16 protein-coding genes are annotated in these 16325 nt (G+C 53.7%); 6 read left to right on the plus strand and 10 right to left on the minus strand.

Annotated elements, in window-relative coordinates; all coding sequences use genetic code 11:
* Positions 1–210: 210 nt before the first annotated feature.
* The 6 genes from KI362_RS09205 to prfA all read right to left on the minus strand — a co-directional run bounded on the left by KI362_RS09205 (position 211) and on the right by prfA (position 7309).
* On the minus strand, positions 211–1056 hold the full coding sequence (locus KI362_RS09205) for a DUF72 domain-containing protein (protein ID WP_301626648.1): 846 nt from the start codon (positions 1054–1056) through the stop codon (positions 211–213).
* 26 nt (positions 1057–1082) lie between these two features.
* On the minus strand, positions 1083–2162 hold the full coding sequence (locus KI362_RS09210) for an L-threonylcarbamoyladenylate synthase (RefSeq protein ID WP_374705646.1): 1080 nt from the start codon (positions 2160–2162) through the stop codon (positions 1083–1085).
* A gap of 260 nt (positions 2163–2422) precedes the next feature.
* Positions 2423–3079 (minus strand): stage II sporulation protein R, encoded by a 657-nt coding sequence (gene spoIIR / locus KI362_RS09215; RefSeq protein WP_374705641.1) that lies wholly within the window; start codon positions 3077–3079, stop codon positions 2423–2425.
* A gap of 258 nt (positions 3080–3337) precedes the next feature.
* Positions 3338–4534 carry an FtsW/RodA/SpoVE family cell cycle protein gene (locus KI362_RS09220; RefSeq protein ID WP_044481077.1) on the minus strand — a complete coding sequence of 399 codons (1197 nt, stop codon included), beginning with the start codon at positions 4532–4534 and terminating at the stop codon, positions 3338–3340.
* A 783-nt stretch (positions 4535–5317) separates the two neighbouring features.
* Positions 5318–6232 carry a peptide chain release factor N(5)-glutamine methyltransferase gene (prmC, locus tag KI362_RS09225; RefSeq protein ID WP_301626651.1) on the minus strand — a complete coding sequence of 305 codons (915 nt, stop codon included), beginning with the start codon at positions 6230–6232 and terminating at the stop codon, positions 5318–5320.
* 9 nt (positions 6233–6241) lie between these two features.
* Entirely contained in the window at positions 6242–7309 is a 1068-nt protein-coding gene (gene prfA / locus KI362_RS09230) for a peptide chain release factor 1 (protein WP_301626654.1), read from the minus strand.
* A gap of 274 nt (positions 7310–7583) precedes the next feature.
* Between prfA and KI362_RS09235 the strand changes: the two genes are divergently transcribed.
* The 6 genes from KI362_RS09235 (at position 7584) to KI362_RS09260 (ending at position 13591) form a co-directional block, all read left to right on the plus strand.
* Positions 7584–8504 carry a LysR family transcriptional regulator gene (locus tag KI362_RS09235; RefSeq protein WP_301626655.1) on the plus strand — a complete coding sequence of 307 codons (921 nt, stop codon included), beginning with the start codon at positions 7584–7586 and terminating at the stop codon, positions 8502–8504.
* 134 nt (positions 8505–8638) lie between these two features.
* Positions 8639–9436, plus strand: a complete 798-nt coding sequence (locus tag KI362_RS09240; RefSeq protein WP_044481081.1) for an ABC transporter ATP-binding protein — start codon at positions 8639–8641, stop codon at positions 9434–9436.
* A 27-nt stretch (positions 9437–9463) separates the two neighbouring features.
* Complete coding sequence (locus tag KI362_RS09245; RefSeq protein ID WP_301626657.1) at positions 9464–10330, plus strand: ABC transporter permease; 867 nt, start codon at positions 9464–9466, stop codon at positions 10328–10330.
* 37 nt (positions 10331–10367) lie between these two features.
* Positions 10368–11429 (plus strand): ABC transporter substrate-binding protein, encoded by a 1062-nt coding sequence (locus KI362_RS09250; protein ID WP_301626658.1) that lies wholly within the window; start codon positions 10368–10370, stop codon positions 11427–11429.
* A gap of 28 nt (positions 11430–11457) precedes the next feature.
* Positions 11458–12213, plus strand: coding sequence for an isochorismatase family protein (locus KI362_RS09255; protein ID WP_044481085.1), 756 nt, complete (start codon positions 11458–11460; stop codon positions 12211–12213).
* Between the two features lie 100 nt (positions 12214–12313).
* Positions 12314–13591 (plus strand): MFS transporter, encoded by a 1278-nt coding sequence (locus KI362_RS09260; RefSeq protein ID WP_301626661.1) that lies wholly within the window; start codon positions 12314–12316, stop codon positions 13589–13591.
* Between the two features lie 51 nt (positions 13592–13642).
* On the opposite strand, the gene KI362_RS09265 is transcribed toward KI362_RS09260, so the two are convergent.
* From KI362_RS09265 to KI362_RS09280, 4 genes are all read right to left on the minus strand, one after another.
* Positions 13643–14068, minus strand: coding sequence for a TM2 domain-containing protein (locus KI362_RS09265; protein WP_301626663.1), 426 nt, complete (start codon positions 14066–14068; stop codon positions 13643–13645).
* On the minus strand, positions 14068–14412 hold the full coding sequence (locus tag KI362_RS09270; RefSeq protein ID WP_044481624.1) for a TM2 domain-containing protein: 345 nt from the start codon (positions 14410–14412) through the stop codon (positions 14068–14070). The genes KI362_RS09265 and KI362_RS09270 overlap by 1 nt, the downstream gene beginning before the upstream one ends.
* Positions 14413–14602: 190 nt before the next feature.
* The gene (gene ychF / locus KI362_RS09275; RefSeq protein ID WP_301626665.1) at positions 14603–15703 is read right to left on the minus strand and encodes a redox-regulated ATPase YchF; all 1101 of its coding nucleotides are present in this window, start codon (positions 15701–15703) and stop codon (positions 14603–14605) included.
* An 86-nt stretch (positions 15704–15789) separates the two neighbouring features.
* Complete coding sequence (locus tag KI362_RS09280; RefSeq protein WP_301626667.1) at positions 15790–16272, minus strand: GNAT family N-acetyltransferase; 483 nt, start codon at positions 16270–16272, stop codon at positions 15790–15792.
* Positions 16273–16325 lie beyond the last annotated feature (53 nt).

Genomic DNA, 16325 nt, shown 5'->3' on the forward strand with positions numbered 1-16325 from the left:
TGGAGGCAACGTGTGAAGTGTGCTTACGATCGCTGTTGTTCGCGGATTTCTCTAATTGAACTAAGATATTATAAGGTAGAAATCCACTTACAAAGGCGAACACTCCCGAGCTTATGCTCCCGAAGCAGCTTTCCTGCAGAAAGCTTTCACTTCAGCACACTTCACTCTTATGCCCTTTCTACGTAGATTTATAGTTCAACTTATATAATTTTAAAATAAATCAAGCTGCTGCGGAGGCAGCTCTCCCGCAGTCATGCCAAGGAGCTTCATCATCTCAAGCGCATTGGGAGCGGCGTCTCCTCCAGAATTATTGTTAAATATCATTCCTAGTTCACGCGCGCCTTTTTCCAGTAATGTGTCCAAGCGGCGTCCCCATTCATGCAATTCTTCGGAGGTATAGCAGTATAAATTCCGGGTCTCCCGCCAATCGGGCGAGCCGCTCTGCAGCCAGCCTCCTGTATTGCGGCCATGCAGACGAACCAGAGTCAGCTCAGGATGGGTGGGCTCCAGCACAACCGGAACCGATCCTTCGCCGATCTGGGGCTCGTCGCATATGATGTGAATCCAGCCTTCAAGCCGAAGGAAGGCAAGCGTCTCCTCCAGCACATTCTTCGCATACCAGCTGCGATGCCGGAATTCAACCGCAAGCGGCAAGCCCTGCATCCGGCGTTTGATCGCCCGCAGTTGGCGTACATGCTCCGCCTTACAATCGAACCAGGGCGGAAATTGAAACATCACTGCCCTTAGCCGCCCGGATTCGACCATAGGAGCAATAGAATCAAGGTAAGCACGGTACATCGCATCCGCGTCCGGGTAAGGGTTCTTGCCCCGCAGATGGCCGGTCATTCCACGATAGGCCTTCAGAATAAAGGCAAGCTGCGGCGCTTCCTCCAGCCACTTGCGGTACGTCGCCTCTCCCAGTACGGCATAAAAAGAGCTGTCTACCTCAACAAGCGGGAAGTAGTCAGCATATCTGGCCAGCTTCTCCCTGGCAGGGGTACCCGGAGGATACAGCTTCGAGTGATCCCCCCAGCCGGTCAGACCGATCATGATCATGAGGCATCCTCCTTCGGCGGTTGAATTCAGACGAAGATGATTCGGTGACCCGCCGCTTTCAGCAGGCGGTTCATCACGGCGGCGCCGAGGCCGTCCTCGGGACAAGCCTCGGCCAGCATGACCGTGACGCCGCTATCGTCGAAGCGGCGTAACGCGGCGTAGAGACGATGCGCAGCCGTCTCGAGCCGCGCCAGGCTGCCGAGCGAGAGCACGCAGTCGGCGCGGTAGAACGGGAGATGCTCGTCAAAGGCGAGCACGCCCGTGATCTCTCCCCGCGCCTTGGCCGCGTCCAGCTCGGCCTGGATCCGGTCCGCCACCTGCGGGGCGGACCCGGCCACGACACGCAGCTCGCCCTTCGGGGCGTAGTGCGTGTATTTCATGCCCGGCGAGCGGGGCGCCGCCGCCGGGCCGGGCATCCCTGCGCCGCCGCGCAGCGCAGGGTCCAGCTCTACGCCCCCTGCGGCATAGGGGGCGAGCTCCTCGACCGTGACCCCGCCAGGGCGGAGCACGGTCACGATCCCGTCGTCCCCGGCGAGGACGACGGTGGACTCGACGCCGACGCCGGTGGCTCCGCCGTCGACGATGCCGTCAATGCGGCCGCCCAGATCCTCGCGGACATGGTCCGCCAGTGTCGGGCTCGGCCGCCCGGAGCGGTTGGCGCTGGGCGCCGCCAACGGGCAGCCCGCTGCGGAGATGAGCCGCAGCGCCACCTCGTGGTCCGGCATCCGCACGGCCACGGTATCAAGCCCCGCCGTTACACGCGGCGAGACAGCTCCCTCCATGACCGGCAGCACAATCGTTAACGGCCCGGGCCAGAAGGCCTCCATTAATCGGGCGGCTGTATCGTTAATGCCCGTCACCAGCCCTTCCAGCTGATGCGTTGAGGCGATATGAACAATTAACGGATTATCCGAGGGTCTTCCCTTCGCAGCAAAGATCGCCTCCACTGCCTTGCTGTTGCGGGCATCCGCACCAAGACCATATACGGTCTCGGTTGGAAAAGCTACGGTTCCCCCTGCCGCCAGGACCTTGCCCGCTTCATTCAATCTGTGCTCTATCTCATCAAGCCGAGCTTGATTCATATAATGATCAGAACTGCCGCTCATCTCTTCAGGCAGCAGCTTCACATCCCAATAGCTTGTCTCCTTTTGCAGGGGCACAAGATTCGCGGATGGCTTGAGCTCTTCGTCCATAGGTCATCCTTCCAGACTGCTGTAATTTTTTTCAGAAATTTTTCCGAACTCGCGCTTTTATTATAGCTCATGTCGACAACGCAGAAAACCGCACAGAAGTTCAGTATCCTGTACGGTTCTTTTTCAATCCTATTCAATTCAAGGACGAGGCCCAGGCCCGGGGAGCATCTGCGCTAGGCAAACAGGCCCGTAATCCAGTTCCAGAAATTCACCAGCATATCCCAAAGGAAAAACCGGACCTCCACCTCTTCAGGATCAACTTGAACCATCGCTGTATCGGCCCCGGCATTCGCTTCAATGCTCCCTTTTGCTGCAGCAATGCCATCCTTCTCGCCAGACTTGGCACTTGCGGACTTCTGCAAAGCATCTCCGCTGCCCGCATCCACGAAGCAAAGAGGAGGAAACAATACGCACCACCAGTTCTTGCCTGCTCCGGCGCCAAGAGTAACCCGCACCGCTTCATAGTCTCCGGCCGGATACACGGCCCCTCCATAGATTTTCGTCGGAAACGGCACCTCGCCCAGCTCAACCTCGTAGCTGTAGCTTTTGCCGCTTGCCTTGAGCGTCTCTCCTACACGCCGCTCAATGTCGGACAGCCTGCCCTGAACCATAGCCCGAGCGTCCTCCAGGCTTTCCGGCTGAGCCAGCTCGGCTACCCACCCGTTCATTTGCTCCACAACCGCGTCTCGGACCAGCCGTTTTACTGCTTGATCGCCCAGACTATCGGAATTAGCCAGGATTCGCAGACGTATGGATTCTTGCGGGATCAAGCCTTCCGCAGCTGCCGTATCCGCCTTCTGTCCTTCCCAGGACATCAGCAAAATCAACATACTAAAACATATAAGTGCAATCGACTTCCGACGGTTCTCTCTCATTTGACTTCACACTCCAACCGAATCTCTGATGTCTACCATTCTGTCCGGTTAGGAGAGTTTTAAACCTGGCAAATCTATTAATCTATATAAATTGAACTATTGAATTTTACGTTTTGAGGGCAACGTGTGAAGTATGTTTACGATCGCTGTTGTTCGCAGCTTTCTCTAATTGAACTAAGTTATTATAAGGTGGAAATCCACTCACCAGTCTGTCTATTCCTCAGTAATGATGGATCGCTTCGGCTTATAGCGGGCGACCGCTTCTGATGTCTCATCGGCTTCATCCTGCCCGTACATCCGGATACTCATCGCGATTCCGACGCATGCCATATTAATTAGCAGCGAGGTTCCTCCATAACTAATGAAGGGCAGCGTAATGCCAGTCAGCGGCATCAGCCCGATAAACATGCCGATATTTTCAAAAATTTGATACAGGAACATGGCGACGATCCCGACGATGATATAAGGTCCGCTCCTGTCCTTGCATTCCAGCGAAACCAGAATGAGCCGGTGTATCAATACGAAATATAGCAGCAGCAGGACCGAGCTGCCTATAAATCCGAACTCTTCGGCAATCACGACAAAGATGGAGTCGGAATAGGTAAGAGGAACGCGCTCTGACTGGACAGTCTCTCCTTTCAGATAGCCCTCTCCCGTCATACCGCCCGAAGCTATCGCGAGCTTGGCATTCCGCGTATGATAAATCGCTTTATCCGTTGCTTTTTCCGGCACAAGCCAGGGATCGATCCGCTCAATCCAGTGCGCGCGTCCAATGTCCTCGAAGAACGTATATACTTCGTCGTGATACACCTTGTAGGCGGTAATGCCGCCAAATGCCGCTCCCGCGAACAGGGCCAGAGCGATAAAGGCCTGAATATATTTAATGTTTCCAATCCAGAGCATGCCCGCCAGAATGACCAGATAGCTAAGCGCATTTCCAAGGTCATTTTGCGCCATTACGAGCAGGAACGGAATGAACGTCAGCACCATAATCGGCAGGACATCCTTCCAGAATCCCAGCTTCGGCTTGCGCTTCTTAAGCAGCATGAAGGCGAGAAACAGAATTAACAGCAGTTTGAAAAACTCCGCAGGCTGAAAGCTCACCCCTCCGGGAAGGGTTAACCACCCCGTTGCGCTGTAATATTCATTCCCGATGAACAGCACGACGACTAGCAGCCCAAGCCCAAACAGATAGATGAACGGGGCATACTTCACAAGCAGCTTGAAGTCAATCATGGCCATCCCGAAAAAGGTGGCAAACCCAAGCGCATAATAGACGAGCATCCGTAAATGGTACCCCCCGTACTTCGTATTCACGGTCGCGCTATAGAGCACTACGATACTGATTGCCATGAGAAGCAGCAGGATGATGATGATGGTGACATCGATTCGTTTCAGTCTCTTCAGCATGCCGTCCCTCACTTTCCGGGCCTTGCGCCCTTTCCTTCATTAAGTATACTTTAAAACCCGATAAACTGCGAAACCAGCTTACACTAAAAAGACCCATTTGCCCGCCTTCGTTCATAATCACAATCCTCACTCAATGGTCAGTTGCATTTCCTCACCTAACGGGCGGTTTATTCGAACGCCCCCCCTGTTGGCTGCTTCATCTCATTTAAGTCTATCGCGGCCGGTCGCTGGATAATCTTGATGATTAATTGCAGTAAGCGCAACTAAAACCTCGACATTTTCAAATTTCACAGGTTTAAGTGTACAACTTACAGTTAAAAATCGGTTCCTGTATCAGGATGACAGAGTTTTGCCAATCTAACTGTACTCAATACAACTATGTCTAAATTCGAAGCCAAAATTCAGAATTTAAGCGTACCTTTTACAATTGAATCGGTACCATAGGTTGAATATAAGCTAGAGCAATGATCCTGTTAGTTCAACCTTTGTTCTCTCACCCGCATAGCAGGTGTTTTTTTGTTTCGCACTCTTCGCGAGCTAAAAATTGGCTAAAGCTGCAAAAAAGTCCGCTTCTGCAATCTGCAAGCGGACCCGTTCTCTCGATCAATGCAATTAGCCGTAAACTACCAGGATTGCGCGATTACTGTCCGGCTGTTGGGCGGTTATTGCGCAGCTAGTGCACCGTTATTGCGTAGCTATTGCGCGGTTATTGCACGGTTATTGCACGGTTACTGCGCAGCTATTGCACGGTTATTGCGTAGCTATTGCGCGGTTGTTCCGCAGCTATTGCACCGTTCTCACGCCCAGCACATGCCGCTCAATACCGGCCAAGTCGGGGATCGTCAAAATCCGATCCCAGTGCCCTGCCCGGCGGAGCAGCTCCGCGACCTCGCCGGCCTGGCCCAGGCCCAGCTCGAAGCCGATCAGGCGCGGCGGGGCGGGCAGCAGCGGCAGCTGCGCGAGCATGATCCGGTACGGGGCCAGCCCGTCCGGACCGCCGTCGAGCGCGCCGCGCGGCTCGTAGTCCCGCACCTCCGGCTGCAGGTGCGGAATTGTCTCCGCCGGAATGTACGGCGGATTGCTGACCACGATGTCCAGCGGCATGTCCGCAAAGGGTTCAAGCAGGTTCCCCTGCTTGAACTCCACGGCCAGCCCCAGCCGCTGGACATTGGCGCCCGCTACTGCGAGCGCGCCCGGCGAGATATCGCTCGCCGTGATGCGCCATGACGGGCGCAGACTGGCCAGGGCAGCGGCAATCGCGCCGCTGCCAGTGCCGATGTCGGCAACAAGCGGGCCGGAGCCCGCAGGCAGGTTGCCGCCGGCAGGCCACAGGCGATCGGCTTCGCGCACGACCGCCTCCACGAGCAGCTCCGTCTCCGGGCGCGGAATCAGGACGTCCGGCGTGACCCGGAAGGTCAAGCCGTAGAATTCCTGTTCCCCGATGATATACTGCGCCGGCTCGCCCGCCGCTTTGCGGCGGATTGCTTCCTCCCATGCTTCCTTCCGGTCGGCGGGAAAAGGGTCGCGCAGGGCCAGCAAATAAGCGGCCCCGTTATTCAGCTCCAGCACATGCCTCAGCAGCAGCTCAGCATTCGATTCCGGCTCAGCCACGCCATGAGACGCTAAAAAAGAAGAAGCCTCTTTACGGGCTTCTATAATCGTCATCCCTTCGGATAACCGAAACTTGTGTTTGTTCATGTCCAAGGGTTATTCTCCCTTTTCCATAATGTCAGCCTGCTCGGCAATCGTTAACGCGGATACGATTTCCTCGATCTCCCCGTTCATCACCTGGTCCAGCTTATGAATCGTCAGTCCGATCCGGTGATCCGTCACCCGGCTTTGCGGGAAGTTGTACGTCCGGATCCGCTCACTGCGGTCACCGGTGCCAACCTTGCTTTTCCGTTCTCCGGCATATTTCGCTTCTTCCTCTTGACGCATCATATCGGAGATCCGGGCACGCAGCACCTGCAGCGCCTTCTCCTTATTGGAGTTCTGCGACTTGCCGTCCTGACAGGTCGCAACGATACCCGTCGGAATATGCGTTACGCGCACAGCCGATTTCGTCGTGTTGACGGACTGACCGCCCGCACCACTGGAACAGAACGTATCGACACGAATATCCTTGTCAAGAATTTCGATATCGACTTCTTCCGCTTCAGGCATGACGGCTACGGTTGAGGTCGATGTGTGAATCCGGCCGCCGGATTCCGTGGAAGGAATACGCTGCACCCGGTGAGCACCGCTTTCGAATTTCATTTTACTATAAGCCCCGCGGCCGTTAATCATGAAAATAATTTCCTTGAAACCGCCGAGATCGCTCTCGTTCACGTCCATGATATCAACCTTCCAGCCCTGGGTATCTGCATAACGGGAATACATCCGGTACAGATCAGCAGCAAACAAGGCCGCTTCATCTCCCCCAGCCGCACCGCGGATCTCCACAATAACATTCTTATCGTCATTCGGATCCTTCGGCAGCAGCAGCACCCGAATGGTCTCCTCGAGCACTTGTTGACGCGCTGTCAGTTCCTCGATTTCCATCTTCACCATTTCACGCATTTCATCATCCAGCTTCTCGGCCTGCATCACCTTGGCGGCGTCCAGTTCCTCGATGACCTGCTTATATTCAGTGTACGCCTCATAAGCCGGCTGTAAATCCGATTGTTCTTTTGAATAATCCCGCAGCTTTTTCGTATCACTAGCCACGTCGGGATCGCAGAGCAGCTCGCTCAGCTTCTCATAACGGTCAGCCAGCGATTGTAGTCGGTCCAACAAGGGAAGTCACCTCTCTTCACATTCGCAATAATCATTCTATCCGATAAACTCACAATGACATGATCTAAGTATACTTTAAAATAATTAATACCAGGGTAAACGACTTTTTATTATAGCATAAATTGCAGGAGATGAACAACTCTTTTTCAGTACATTTTGAGCACCAACCATGTCCCTCAGGGAAATTTAACCAGTGCTACACCCGCTCTTTTCATGTAAAATATTCTCACACTATCGAACCGGATATTTGGGCTGAAGCGAGGAGGGCTCATCCATGGACATGTTGGACCTGAAAGTATTTATTGCTGTAGCGGAAACGGAGAGCATGAGCAAAGCGGCTCACTATGTCGCTCTGACACAGCCCGCTGTCAGTATTCGCATCGCAGGTCTTGAGACCGAGCTGGATGCTTCCTTGTTTCACCGCACACGCTCCGGCGCTTTCCTGACAGAAGCCGGACGCAGATTTTACTTTTACGCCCAATATGCTTTAAGCGCCTTGGAAGCCGGGCAAGAATCCCTCCGCACCCTGTCGGCTCAGCACACGGAGAAGAAGCTGCGCATCGGAATCGTAGAATCGCTTACCCACGTCATGCTCCCCTCCGTCATCCACTCCATGAAGGATCAGTCCTCCCTCATGGAGTGGAAGATCAGCACCGGCCAGTCTCTGGATCTGGCCCTCCGCACCGCTTCCGGGGAACTCGATATTTCCTTCATCAACCAGGCCTTCTCACCGCTCCCCCAGCTTCACAGCATCAAGCTGTTTGAAGAGCCTCTTGCCTTCATCGGGCCGAAGCAACCGGAATTCCCGCGTTACCGCAGCCTCTTTACCTATCTGAAGGAGGTTCCCTTTATTTTGCTCAAAAGACATATGCCTTTGAGAGAACTGCTAGAACACCAGTTGTTTGCCCCCCTGCGCATGCATCCCCAAAAACTGATCGAGGTGGACACCTCGCACGTCATTCGCCAAATGGTCGAGCAAGGAACAGGCTGCTCCTTTTTGCCCGTATCCTCTTTATGGCCCTCCGGCCGCGACGCCGCTATCGAGACAATTTCCCTTCCCGAAGTTCACCTGCAGCAAAGCTTTTATTGTGTATATTCGCAGTCTGCATCCGACCAAATCCTGAATCTGCTCCCCAAGCTGCAGGCCGGTATCATCGCTCAGGTAGACCAATTCCGCAATAGCCGCGATCAATAATCCCTTCCCCTTTACTCTCCCAATTAAGTTTCGCGTCATTTAAATGTTATATTATCTGACATAAACACTTCTTATCGCTCCTACCGTGTGATATATATTACTATGAATTTAACACAAAGGAGGTGGCGATGAAGATGAACCCTTACAAGATGGAGCTTGAGAACATCAGCAAGACCTATCCGTCAGCCGACGGCACCCTGGTTCAAGCGCTAGGTCCGATCGACATGCGGATTCCCAACCACCGCTTTGTCAGCATTGTCGGTCCCAGCGGCTGCGGGAAGTCCACGTTGTTTAACATCATCTCCGGGCTGCTCGACAATACGGAAGGAGCCATTTATGTCAATGGTAACCGTGTCGATGGATTAACCGGCATCACCGGTTATATGCTGCAGAAGGATTTGTTGCTTCCCTGGAGGACGATTCTGGACAACGTGATTCTGGGCTTGGAAATTCAAGGAACCTCCAAACGGGAGGCGAAAGCCAAGGCGCTGCCCCTGCTGCACAAATATGGTCTTAAGGGGTTTGAGTATCATTACCCCGCCCAGCTCTCCGGTGGTATGAGACAGAGGGCGGCACTGCTTCGCACCATTCTGTATGACCGGGACGTTATTTTGCTGGATGAGCCCTTCGGCGCTCTGGATGCCCAGACCCGTGCCATGATGCAAGAGTGGCTGCTCGACCTTTGGGACGACTTTCAAAAAACAATTCTCTTCGTCACCCATGACATGGAAGAGGCGATCTACCTCTCTGACGAGGTATACATTATGACCTCCCGTCCAGGCACGATCAAGCGGCATCTGTTGATCGATCTGCCCCGGCCGCGGAAACCGCAGATCATCACCTCACCGGAATTTACCCAATTGAAGGAAGAAGCGCTGCGTACGCTTTCCGAAGAAACCCTCAAGGCATATCAGCAGGAAGCTGCCGGTTAATGCCAAAACCGAAAGGAGTGAGCAATGATGCCAAGTGAAGGAGATGTCATAGAACGCAAGGGAAGCCTGAGCGAGTTAAGAAATGCCCCTGCACCCCGCACAAGAACCAACGCCTTGAAGTACGAAATGTCCGCCCCCAAGCCCTGGCTGGTCAATATTGGCCGTCTCTCGTTATTCGTCGCGGTCCTGCTGCTGTGGGAGCTTGGAGCCAGTATCGGATTGGTCAACTCCTTCTTCTGGAGCCAGCCGTCGGAGATCGCAAGCACCTGGTGGGTTGGGGTACAGACGGGAGCCGTCTGGCAGGATACCTTCTATACCTTTCGCTCCACCGTGTACGGATTTCTGCTAGGAACGGCAGGCGGCACGCTATTGGGATTATCCTTCTGGTGGTCCAAATATTACGCCCGTATCTTCGAACCGTTCATCATTATGTTTGAAGCCATGCCCAAGCTGGCCCTCGCCCCCATCATCGTATTGGTGTTCGGGATCGGGATGGGCTCCAAGGTAGCCATGGGCTTCGCCATCACTGTCGTCATTACTACCCTGACCACTTACAACGGGGTGCGAAGCGTCGACAAAGATCTGGTTCGCATGGTCTATTCACTGGGCGCTTCCAGACTGCAAGTATTCAGAAAGGTCATCGTTCCAACGGCCATTCCGGCGATGATCTCCGCCCTGCGTATTAATATCGGCTTGGCACTCACAGGAGCTATCGTCGGGGAATATATCGGGTCCGAGCAAGGTCTGGGCCGAATGATCTTCTATGCGGGACAAACCTACGAGATCAGCCTCATCTGGGCCAATATCTTTAATCTGTCCATCCTGTCCATGCTGCTGTACATTCTGGTTGGCAAGCTGGAAGGTTATCTGCTCAAAGGCTTTACCCACAAATAAATAAAAAGAGAACATGGGATACGGAGGGGGAACTATCATGAATCAACGCTCGTTACTTGCTCGTCACGCCTGGCTGCTTGCCATCGCGCTGATCATCACGCTCATTGCCGGTTGCGGCAGCAATGCTGCACAGAGTCCGGCACCTGCTCCGGCAGATGCTTCTGCCTCAGGCACTGAGGCCGGCAATGAAGGCAGCTCAACTCCAATTAAGGAATTGACCATTGCCGAGCCCGTTCATAGCACCGGTTATTTACCGCTATACATCGCCATTCGCAAAAATCTGTTTGAAGGACTGAGTGTTAAGGCTGTAACCCTTTCAGGCGGAAGTGCGCATACCAATGCCGTTTTAACCGACCAGGCTTTCGGCTTCATCGGCGGCCCTGAGCATAATGCCTTTGCCAAAGCTAAGGGAGCCGAGCTGCGGGCCGTCGTCAACATCGTGAACCGGGGCAACGTTTACCTGGTAGCAAGGTCCGATCTGGATCCCGGCACGGATATCGCCGCCTTCATGAAGGGCAAGACCGTAGCAGTATCCCAATACGGGGGAACACCCAACTCGATTATCCGTTACTTAGCCGGAGAGTGGGGACTTGAACTGAACAAGGATCTGATGCTGAAGGAAGTCGATAATGGAGCCATACCTGCTGTATTGCAGCAGAACCAGGGAGATGTGGCTGTAGTGACCGAACCGCTGCTCACGCAAGGGATCGAGGAAGGCATATGGGGTGAGCCGTTCTACAATGTACCGAAGGAGCTTGGCCCGTATGCTTACTCCACCATCAACATCAAGCTGGACAGCATCACGAACGATCCCGACACTGTTGAGAAGTTTGTGGAGGGCATCCATAAGGGACTGGAGTTCATCCGCGACAACAAGGAAGAAAGCATGGAGATTGCCAAGCTGGAATTCCCTACGATGTCCCAGGAGCTGCTGGAAGCCACTATCAACCGCTCCTACGAGGATGAAATGTGGGAGTATTCCGGTCAAATCACTGAAGAGTCTGTCGCTACAGGACTATCGGTTGTCCGGGCTGCCGGCCTGCTCAAGGATGAGAGCATCGGCTATAGCGACATTGTAGACACCCAATTTGTAAAATAATTAAATAACCAAGGAGGCTGAATCAATTATGAAAGTATGGGACCGCTTTTTAACGGATCGCGATAAGCAAGTATTCGGCAGTGCCGGTTATGACGCCAAGGCCGGCTTCGGGCAACGCCCGGCCCTGCTGGTGATTGACGTCAGCTATGGATTCTGCGGACATGAGAGAGAGCCGATTCTGGATTCGGTCAAACACTGGCGCAATAGCTGCGGCGAAGCTGCCTGGGATGCCATTCCTTACATTCAGAAGCTCCTGCATGCCGCCAGGGAGCAACGCATTCCGATTTTCTACACCACCGGTGTTGACCGCCGTCCCGACGGATTCGATGCCGGCGGCTGGCGGCGGAAGAATACCCGCTCCTCCGAAGGCGAGACTATTTCGGGATACGGCAGCAATGAAATCGTACGTGAAATTGCGCCTCAGCCGGAAGATATTGTTATCGAGAAGCTGAAGCCCTCGCCTTTCCACGGCACACCGCTGGTGGGGTATCTGACCGATCTCGGTATCGATACCTTGCTCATTTGCGGCACGACAACCGGCGGATGCGTCCGGGCCGGAGTCATCGATGCCTTCTCCTATAACTACTATGTCGGCGTCGTTGAAGAGTGCACCTTTGACCGCGGGGAAGCCTCGCATGCCATCAACCTCTTCGACATGAACGCCAAGTATGCCGACGTTGTCAGCACGGAGGAAGCCGTGAATTATATGAAGCAAACGGCGAAGGGACTGCACGACAGCAAAATTGCTTTCCCTGCCTCCCCTTCCAATACCGCTGTGCTGTAAACACAAACCCCAATGAATAAAGCAAAGGCGGAGCCCCGAGCCCCTGGGAACTCCGCCTTTGCCTTTCTATAAAGTCAATCTACCAAAGGGGGGCGCTTACATGCCGCTGCCAAAGTCATCTACTCCCGCTGCACATCACAATTTCATCTGGGTATCCATATCCTGCGGCCTATATTGGTTCGCCTTCTCGCTGACCAGGCCCATCATCACCTTATATGCCGCCTCTCTGGGCTTGAAGGACATTGCCATCGGCATCGTGCTCGCGGTCTATGCCCTGTTGCCCATGCTCGCCGCCATTCCCGGCGGATTCATTGCTGACCGCTTCGGCCGGTCCACCGTCTTGCGAGTCGGCTCGCTCATGATGCTCGGCAGCGGCCTGCTCTACTTGATATCCAGCGGTCCCTGGACGCTGGCTCTGGCTCAATTGCTGGCCGGTCTGGGCCAGATGGCTGTCTGGCTGGCCGTACAGGTATTAATTACGGAAGGTCCGGTACAGGGCAATGAAGGGCGCTTCGCCACCTTTTCTCTGTACATGGCAATTGGGCAGATGCTCGCACCCATTCTCTCCGGCTACTTGGCAGACCACTACGGCTATAAAGTCGTGTTTGCCGGATACATCCTAAGCAGCGTCCTGCTTATTTTTACATCCTGGCAATGCCGGGATGAGGTCCCCCCGACCCCGGGCTCCGGGGAGGGGAAAGCCGCTTTGTCCATGCCGCTGGGGCACAGTGCCGGAATAATACGCCACTGGTTCGGCAAATGCCTCGGACTGCTCCGAAACCGCAGCTTTGCAGTCATTTTGTTAACGACCTTCATCTCCCTGTTCATCGTCGATGTGCGTACGGCCTATCTGCCGCTGCACCTGGAGTCTCTGGGCATCTCCAACACCAAGGTCGGCTTGCTCGTATCCATCGGCGCAGCATCCGCCTTGTTTGTCCGCCCTCTCTACCCCCGGCTCATGGCGAGACTGAGCTTTAGCTGGATGCTGATCCTGACCTATGCTGTCTCATTGCTGCTGTTGTTCGCCACTCCGCTGCTCACCAGCTTCTATAGCATAGCCGCGCTTGTATTCATTACCGGGCTGGCTCTGGGCATCAACCAGCCGCTAACCCTGTCGATGATCGCTCATTCCACCGCACCGGAGGAGCGCGGCCTCGGCATCGGTCTACGCCTGATGTCCAATCGGGCTGCTCAACTCATGGATCCCCTGCTGTTTGGTCTCTTCACCGCCTTTGTGAGCTTGCGTGCCTCATTCCTGCTAATCGGCGTCTTGCTGCTCGTCTGCTGCGCGTTCACGGTCCAGCTCCAGCTCTCCGCAGACCGAGCGCCGCATTCGCATGTGCCTTACCGCGACAAAAAACCGCGGGCTTCAACCTGATGCTGAAGCCCGCGGCTATCCGCCTATCCTATTTGCATTCCCGCAAACCGGCTAAAAATTGTTATCCGTACCTGTCCGGTGGGATGCGATTTGTGCCACCAACGATTGTTCCAACTGCTGGTTCCAGCTGCGAACCATACCGGGCAGCATGCAGGCATCGACAATAACCCAAATTGTCAGTCCTAAACCTGCTAAGAGTAATGGAACCAGAAAAATCAACGAATAAAAGGTGTCCGGAGAGGCCTCTGACTCAAGTCCGGAAGAAATGCCAAAGGCGAGGTAGAAGACAAAAGTCAGTACGAATAGCACTAACTGAATGACCCCGGAGGCAATTCGCTTCAAGTAGAAGCGATGAACTCCCAAATGCCCGGCCAGAAGCATTAAGTAGGCAAGAGCCAGTGATTTCTCCCGCTTATTCATTTCCGAATTCAGAATCAGCATCTCGGTAGTCGTTAAATCATGTTTTGAGAACTGCATTAGATCGGATACTCCGCAGATCTGCCGCGGTCATGGAAAATGCGGTCCATTGTACGGTGCTCAACCATGGTATTGTGTTCCTTGACCCATGTGTGCACGAGGAAGGCATCAACAATCCACCAAATCGCCGTTACAATCATGCCAATCATCGTAAGCGAGAGGATGAGCTGTGCAACTGCCGAACCGGTACGCCCCATATAGAAGCGATGACCACCAAACATGCCCAGAAAGTACCACAAAATATACGCTACTACCATGTTTTTGCCTTGGTTCTTTACCTCGGATTCAAGCAGCAGCAGTTCGCGTGTATCCAGTTGGGCCTTACGTGCCATCGTTTGATCCATGTACAAAATATAACTCCTCCTTCAAGAATGTTAAAAATCTTTCTCATCAATTATACCTATAGAAATATGCATCCTCAATACAAATAATTACATTCGTCCAATTTTGTGCCGAGTGAAAAAAAGCCTTGCGTACAGCGCTAAACGCTCTCCACAGAAGGCTTGTTTCTTAGCGGTTCAGGTTTGCAACGAACTACACGTTAAACCGGAAATGCATAACATCTCCATCCTGTACGACGTACTCTTTTCCCTCAAGACGGAGTTGACCGCGTTCCCGGGCGACGTTCATGGAGCCTGCCGCCACCAGATCATCATAGGATACCACTTCCGCACGAATAAATCCGCGCTCGAAGTCCGAGTGAATCACACCTGCCGCCGCCGGTGCCTTGGTTCCTTTCCGAATTGTCCAGGCACGAACCTCCTGTACGCCCGCTGTAAAGTACGTATAAAGACCCAGCAGACGATAAGCAGCTTGGATCAAGCGATCCAGACCGGAGGCCGATAACCCCAGCTCTTCCAGGAACATCTCCTTATCCTCGCCCTCCAGCTCGGCAATCTCAGCTTCAACCTTGGCGCTGATCGGTACAACCTCGGCCTGCTCCGCCGCCGCAAATTCCCGTACTTGCTGTACGTAAGGATTGTTGTCCGCATCTGTTACGCCGTCCTCAGCCACATTGGCCGCATACAGTACCGGCTTCAAGGTCAGCAAATGCAGATCGCGCACGATCAGCTTCTCCTCATCGGACAGCTCGATACTCCGTGCAGGCTGATCGTTGTAGAGCGCTTCTTTCACCCGCTCCAGCACTTCAACTTCCTGGGCATACTGCTTGTTGCCGCCCTTCATATTCTTGCGCGACCGTTCGATCCGCTTCTCCACGCTATCCAAATCCGCCAGAATCAGCTCCAGATTAATCGTCTGGATGTCGCTGATCGGATTGATTTTCCCATCGACATGAGTAATGTTCTCATCCTCGAAGCAGCGCACAACATGCACAATAGCATCCACTTCACGGATATGAGCCAAAAATTTATTCCCCAGTCCTTCGCCCTTGCTCGCACCGCGTACGAGGCCGGCAATATCAACAAATTCAAATGCGGTTGGAACGGTCCGGTTCGGAACAACCAGCTCTGTCAGCTTGGTCAGACGCTCATCCGGCACCTCAACAACACCGACATTCGGATCAATCGTACAGAACGGATAGTTTGCGGATTCTGCACCCGCTTGGGTAATCGCGTTAAATAACGTGGATTTTCCGACATTCGGAAGGCCCACGATCCCAGCCTTTAAAGCCATATCTATGACAACTCCTCAATATTTGATGTGCATAACTTCCCAAAGTACATACTACCTATCATGTGAAAAGATTTCAAGGAAGAGGGTCATTCTAATTTCTTCTTCATTGTGATATCGGTTGCGACATACCCGGATTTCAGGTAAAGCTGATGCGCTCTTTCATTATGGGCGAACACATGAAGCCCGATGCTGGCAGCCCCTTGCTTGCGCGCTTCCTCATCCAGCGCCTGCATGGTTGCCTTCCCATAGCCCTTCCCCTGATATTCCTCGAAAATAATGATTTCATAAATGAATGCCTCACGACCGCCGCCTACCGCGCGGTAATGCACCCACAGCTCTCCGAGCTGTGCTCCGGTTTGTTCCTCTCGGACCGAGAACAGCGAGTGGTCCTTCGTGTTTAGCCCTTCCGGCAACAAGGAGAGCACCGCCTGCTCCGACAACTTCTGCGCCTCTTCTTCCGCCCAGGTTCCCGCTGTCACCTTCTCCTTCGCGTAATCTGCCACCAACCTCGTCAGGAATACCCGGTACTCCTCTTCTTTCATCGCTTGCAGCGTGACTTTTCCAGTCATGTCCAGCACATCCTCTTGAACTTTTATCTATATTTGTATCAGCTTATATTTAT

Origin of the sequence: Paenibacillus apis, assembly GCF_018333295.1 — a bacterium.
GTDB classification, from domain to species: Bacteria; Bacillota; Bacilli; order Paenibacillales; family Paenibacillaceae; genus Fontibacillus; species Fontibacillus antibioticophila.

Bases quoted from the DNA above. Each gene is read 5' to 3' on its own strand.
- KI362_RS09260 (WP_301626661.1), top strand. From the start codon at position 12,314: ATGCCGCTGCCAAAGTCATCTACTCCCGCTGCACATCACAATTTCATC.
- KI362_RS09245 (WP_301626657.1), top strand. From the start codon at position 9,464: ATGCCAAGTGAAGGAGATGTCATAGAACGCAAGGGAAGCCTGAGCGAG.
- prmC (WP_301626651.1), bottom strand. From the start codon at position 6,232: ATGAACAAACACAAGTTTCGGTTATCCGAAGGGATGACGATTATAGAA.
- KI362_RS09235 (WP_301626655.1), top strand. From the start codon at position 7,584: ATGGACATGTTGGACCTGAAAGTATTTATTGCTGTAGCGGAAACGGAG.
- KI362_RS09270 (WP_044481624.1), bottom strand. From the start codon at position 14,412: ATGGATCAAACGATGGCACGTAAGGCCCAACTGGATACACGCGAACTG.
- spoIIR (WP_374705641.1), bottom strand. From the start codon at position 3,079: ATGTTGATTTTGCTGATGTCCTGGGAAGGACAGAAGGCGGATACGGCA.
- ychF (WP_301626665.1), bottom strand. From the start codon at position 15,703: ATGGCTTTAAAGGCTGGGATCGTGGGCCTTCCGAATGTCGGAAAATCC.
- KI362_RS09255 (WP_044481085.1), top strand. From the start codon at position 11,458: ATGAAAGTATGGGACCGCTTTTTAACGGATCGCGATAAGCAAGTATTC.
- KI362_RS09240 (WP_044481081.1), top strand. From the start codon at position 8,639: ATGAACCCTTACAAGATGGAGCTTGAGAACATCAGCAAGACCTATCCG.
- KI362_RS09205 (WP_301626648.1), bottom strand. From the start codon at position 1,056: ATGATCATGATCGGTCTGACCGGCTGGGGGGATCACTCGAAGCTGTAT.
- KI362_RS09280 (WP_301626667.1), bottom strand. From the start codon at position 16,272: ATGACTGGAAAAGTCACGCTGCAAGCGATGAAAGAAGAGGAGTACCGG.
- KI362_RS09265 (WP_301626663.1), bottom strand. From the start codon at position 14,068: ATGCAGTTCTCAAAACATGATTTAACGACTACCGAGATGCTGATTCTG.
- KI362_RS09250 (WP_301626658.1), top strand. From the start codon at position 10,368: ATGAATCAACGCTCGTTACTTGCTCGTCACGCCTGGCTGCTTGCCATC.
- KI362_RS09210 (WP_374705646.1), bottom strand. From the start codon at position 2,162: ATGAGCGGCAGTTCTGATCATTATATGAATCAAGCTCGGCTTGATGAG.
- KI362_RS09220 (WP_044481077.1), bottom strand. From the start codon at position 4,534: ATGCTGAAGAGACTGAAACGAATCGATGTCACCATCATCATCATCCTG.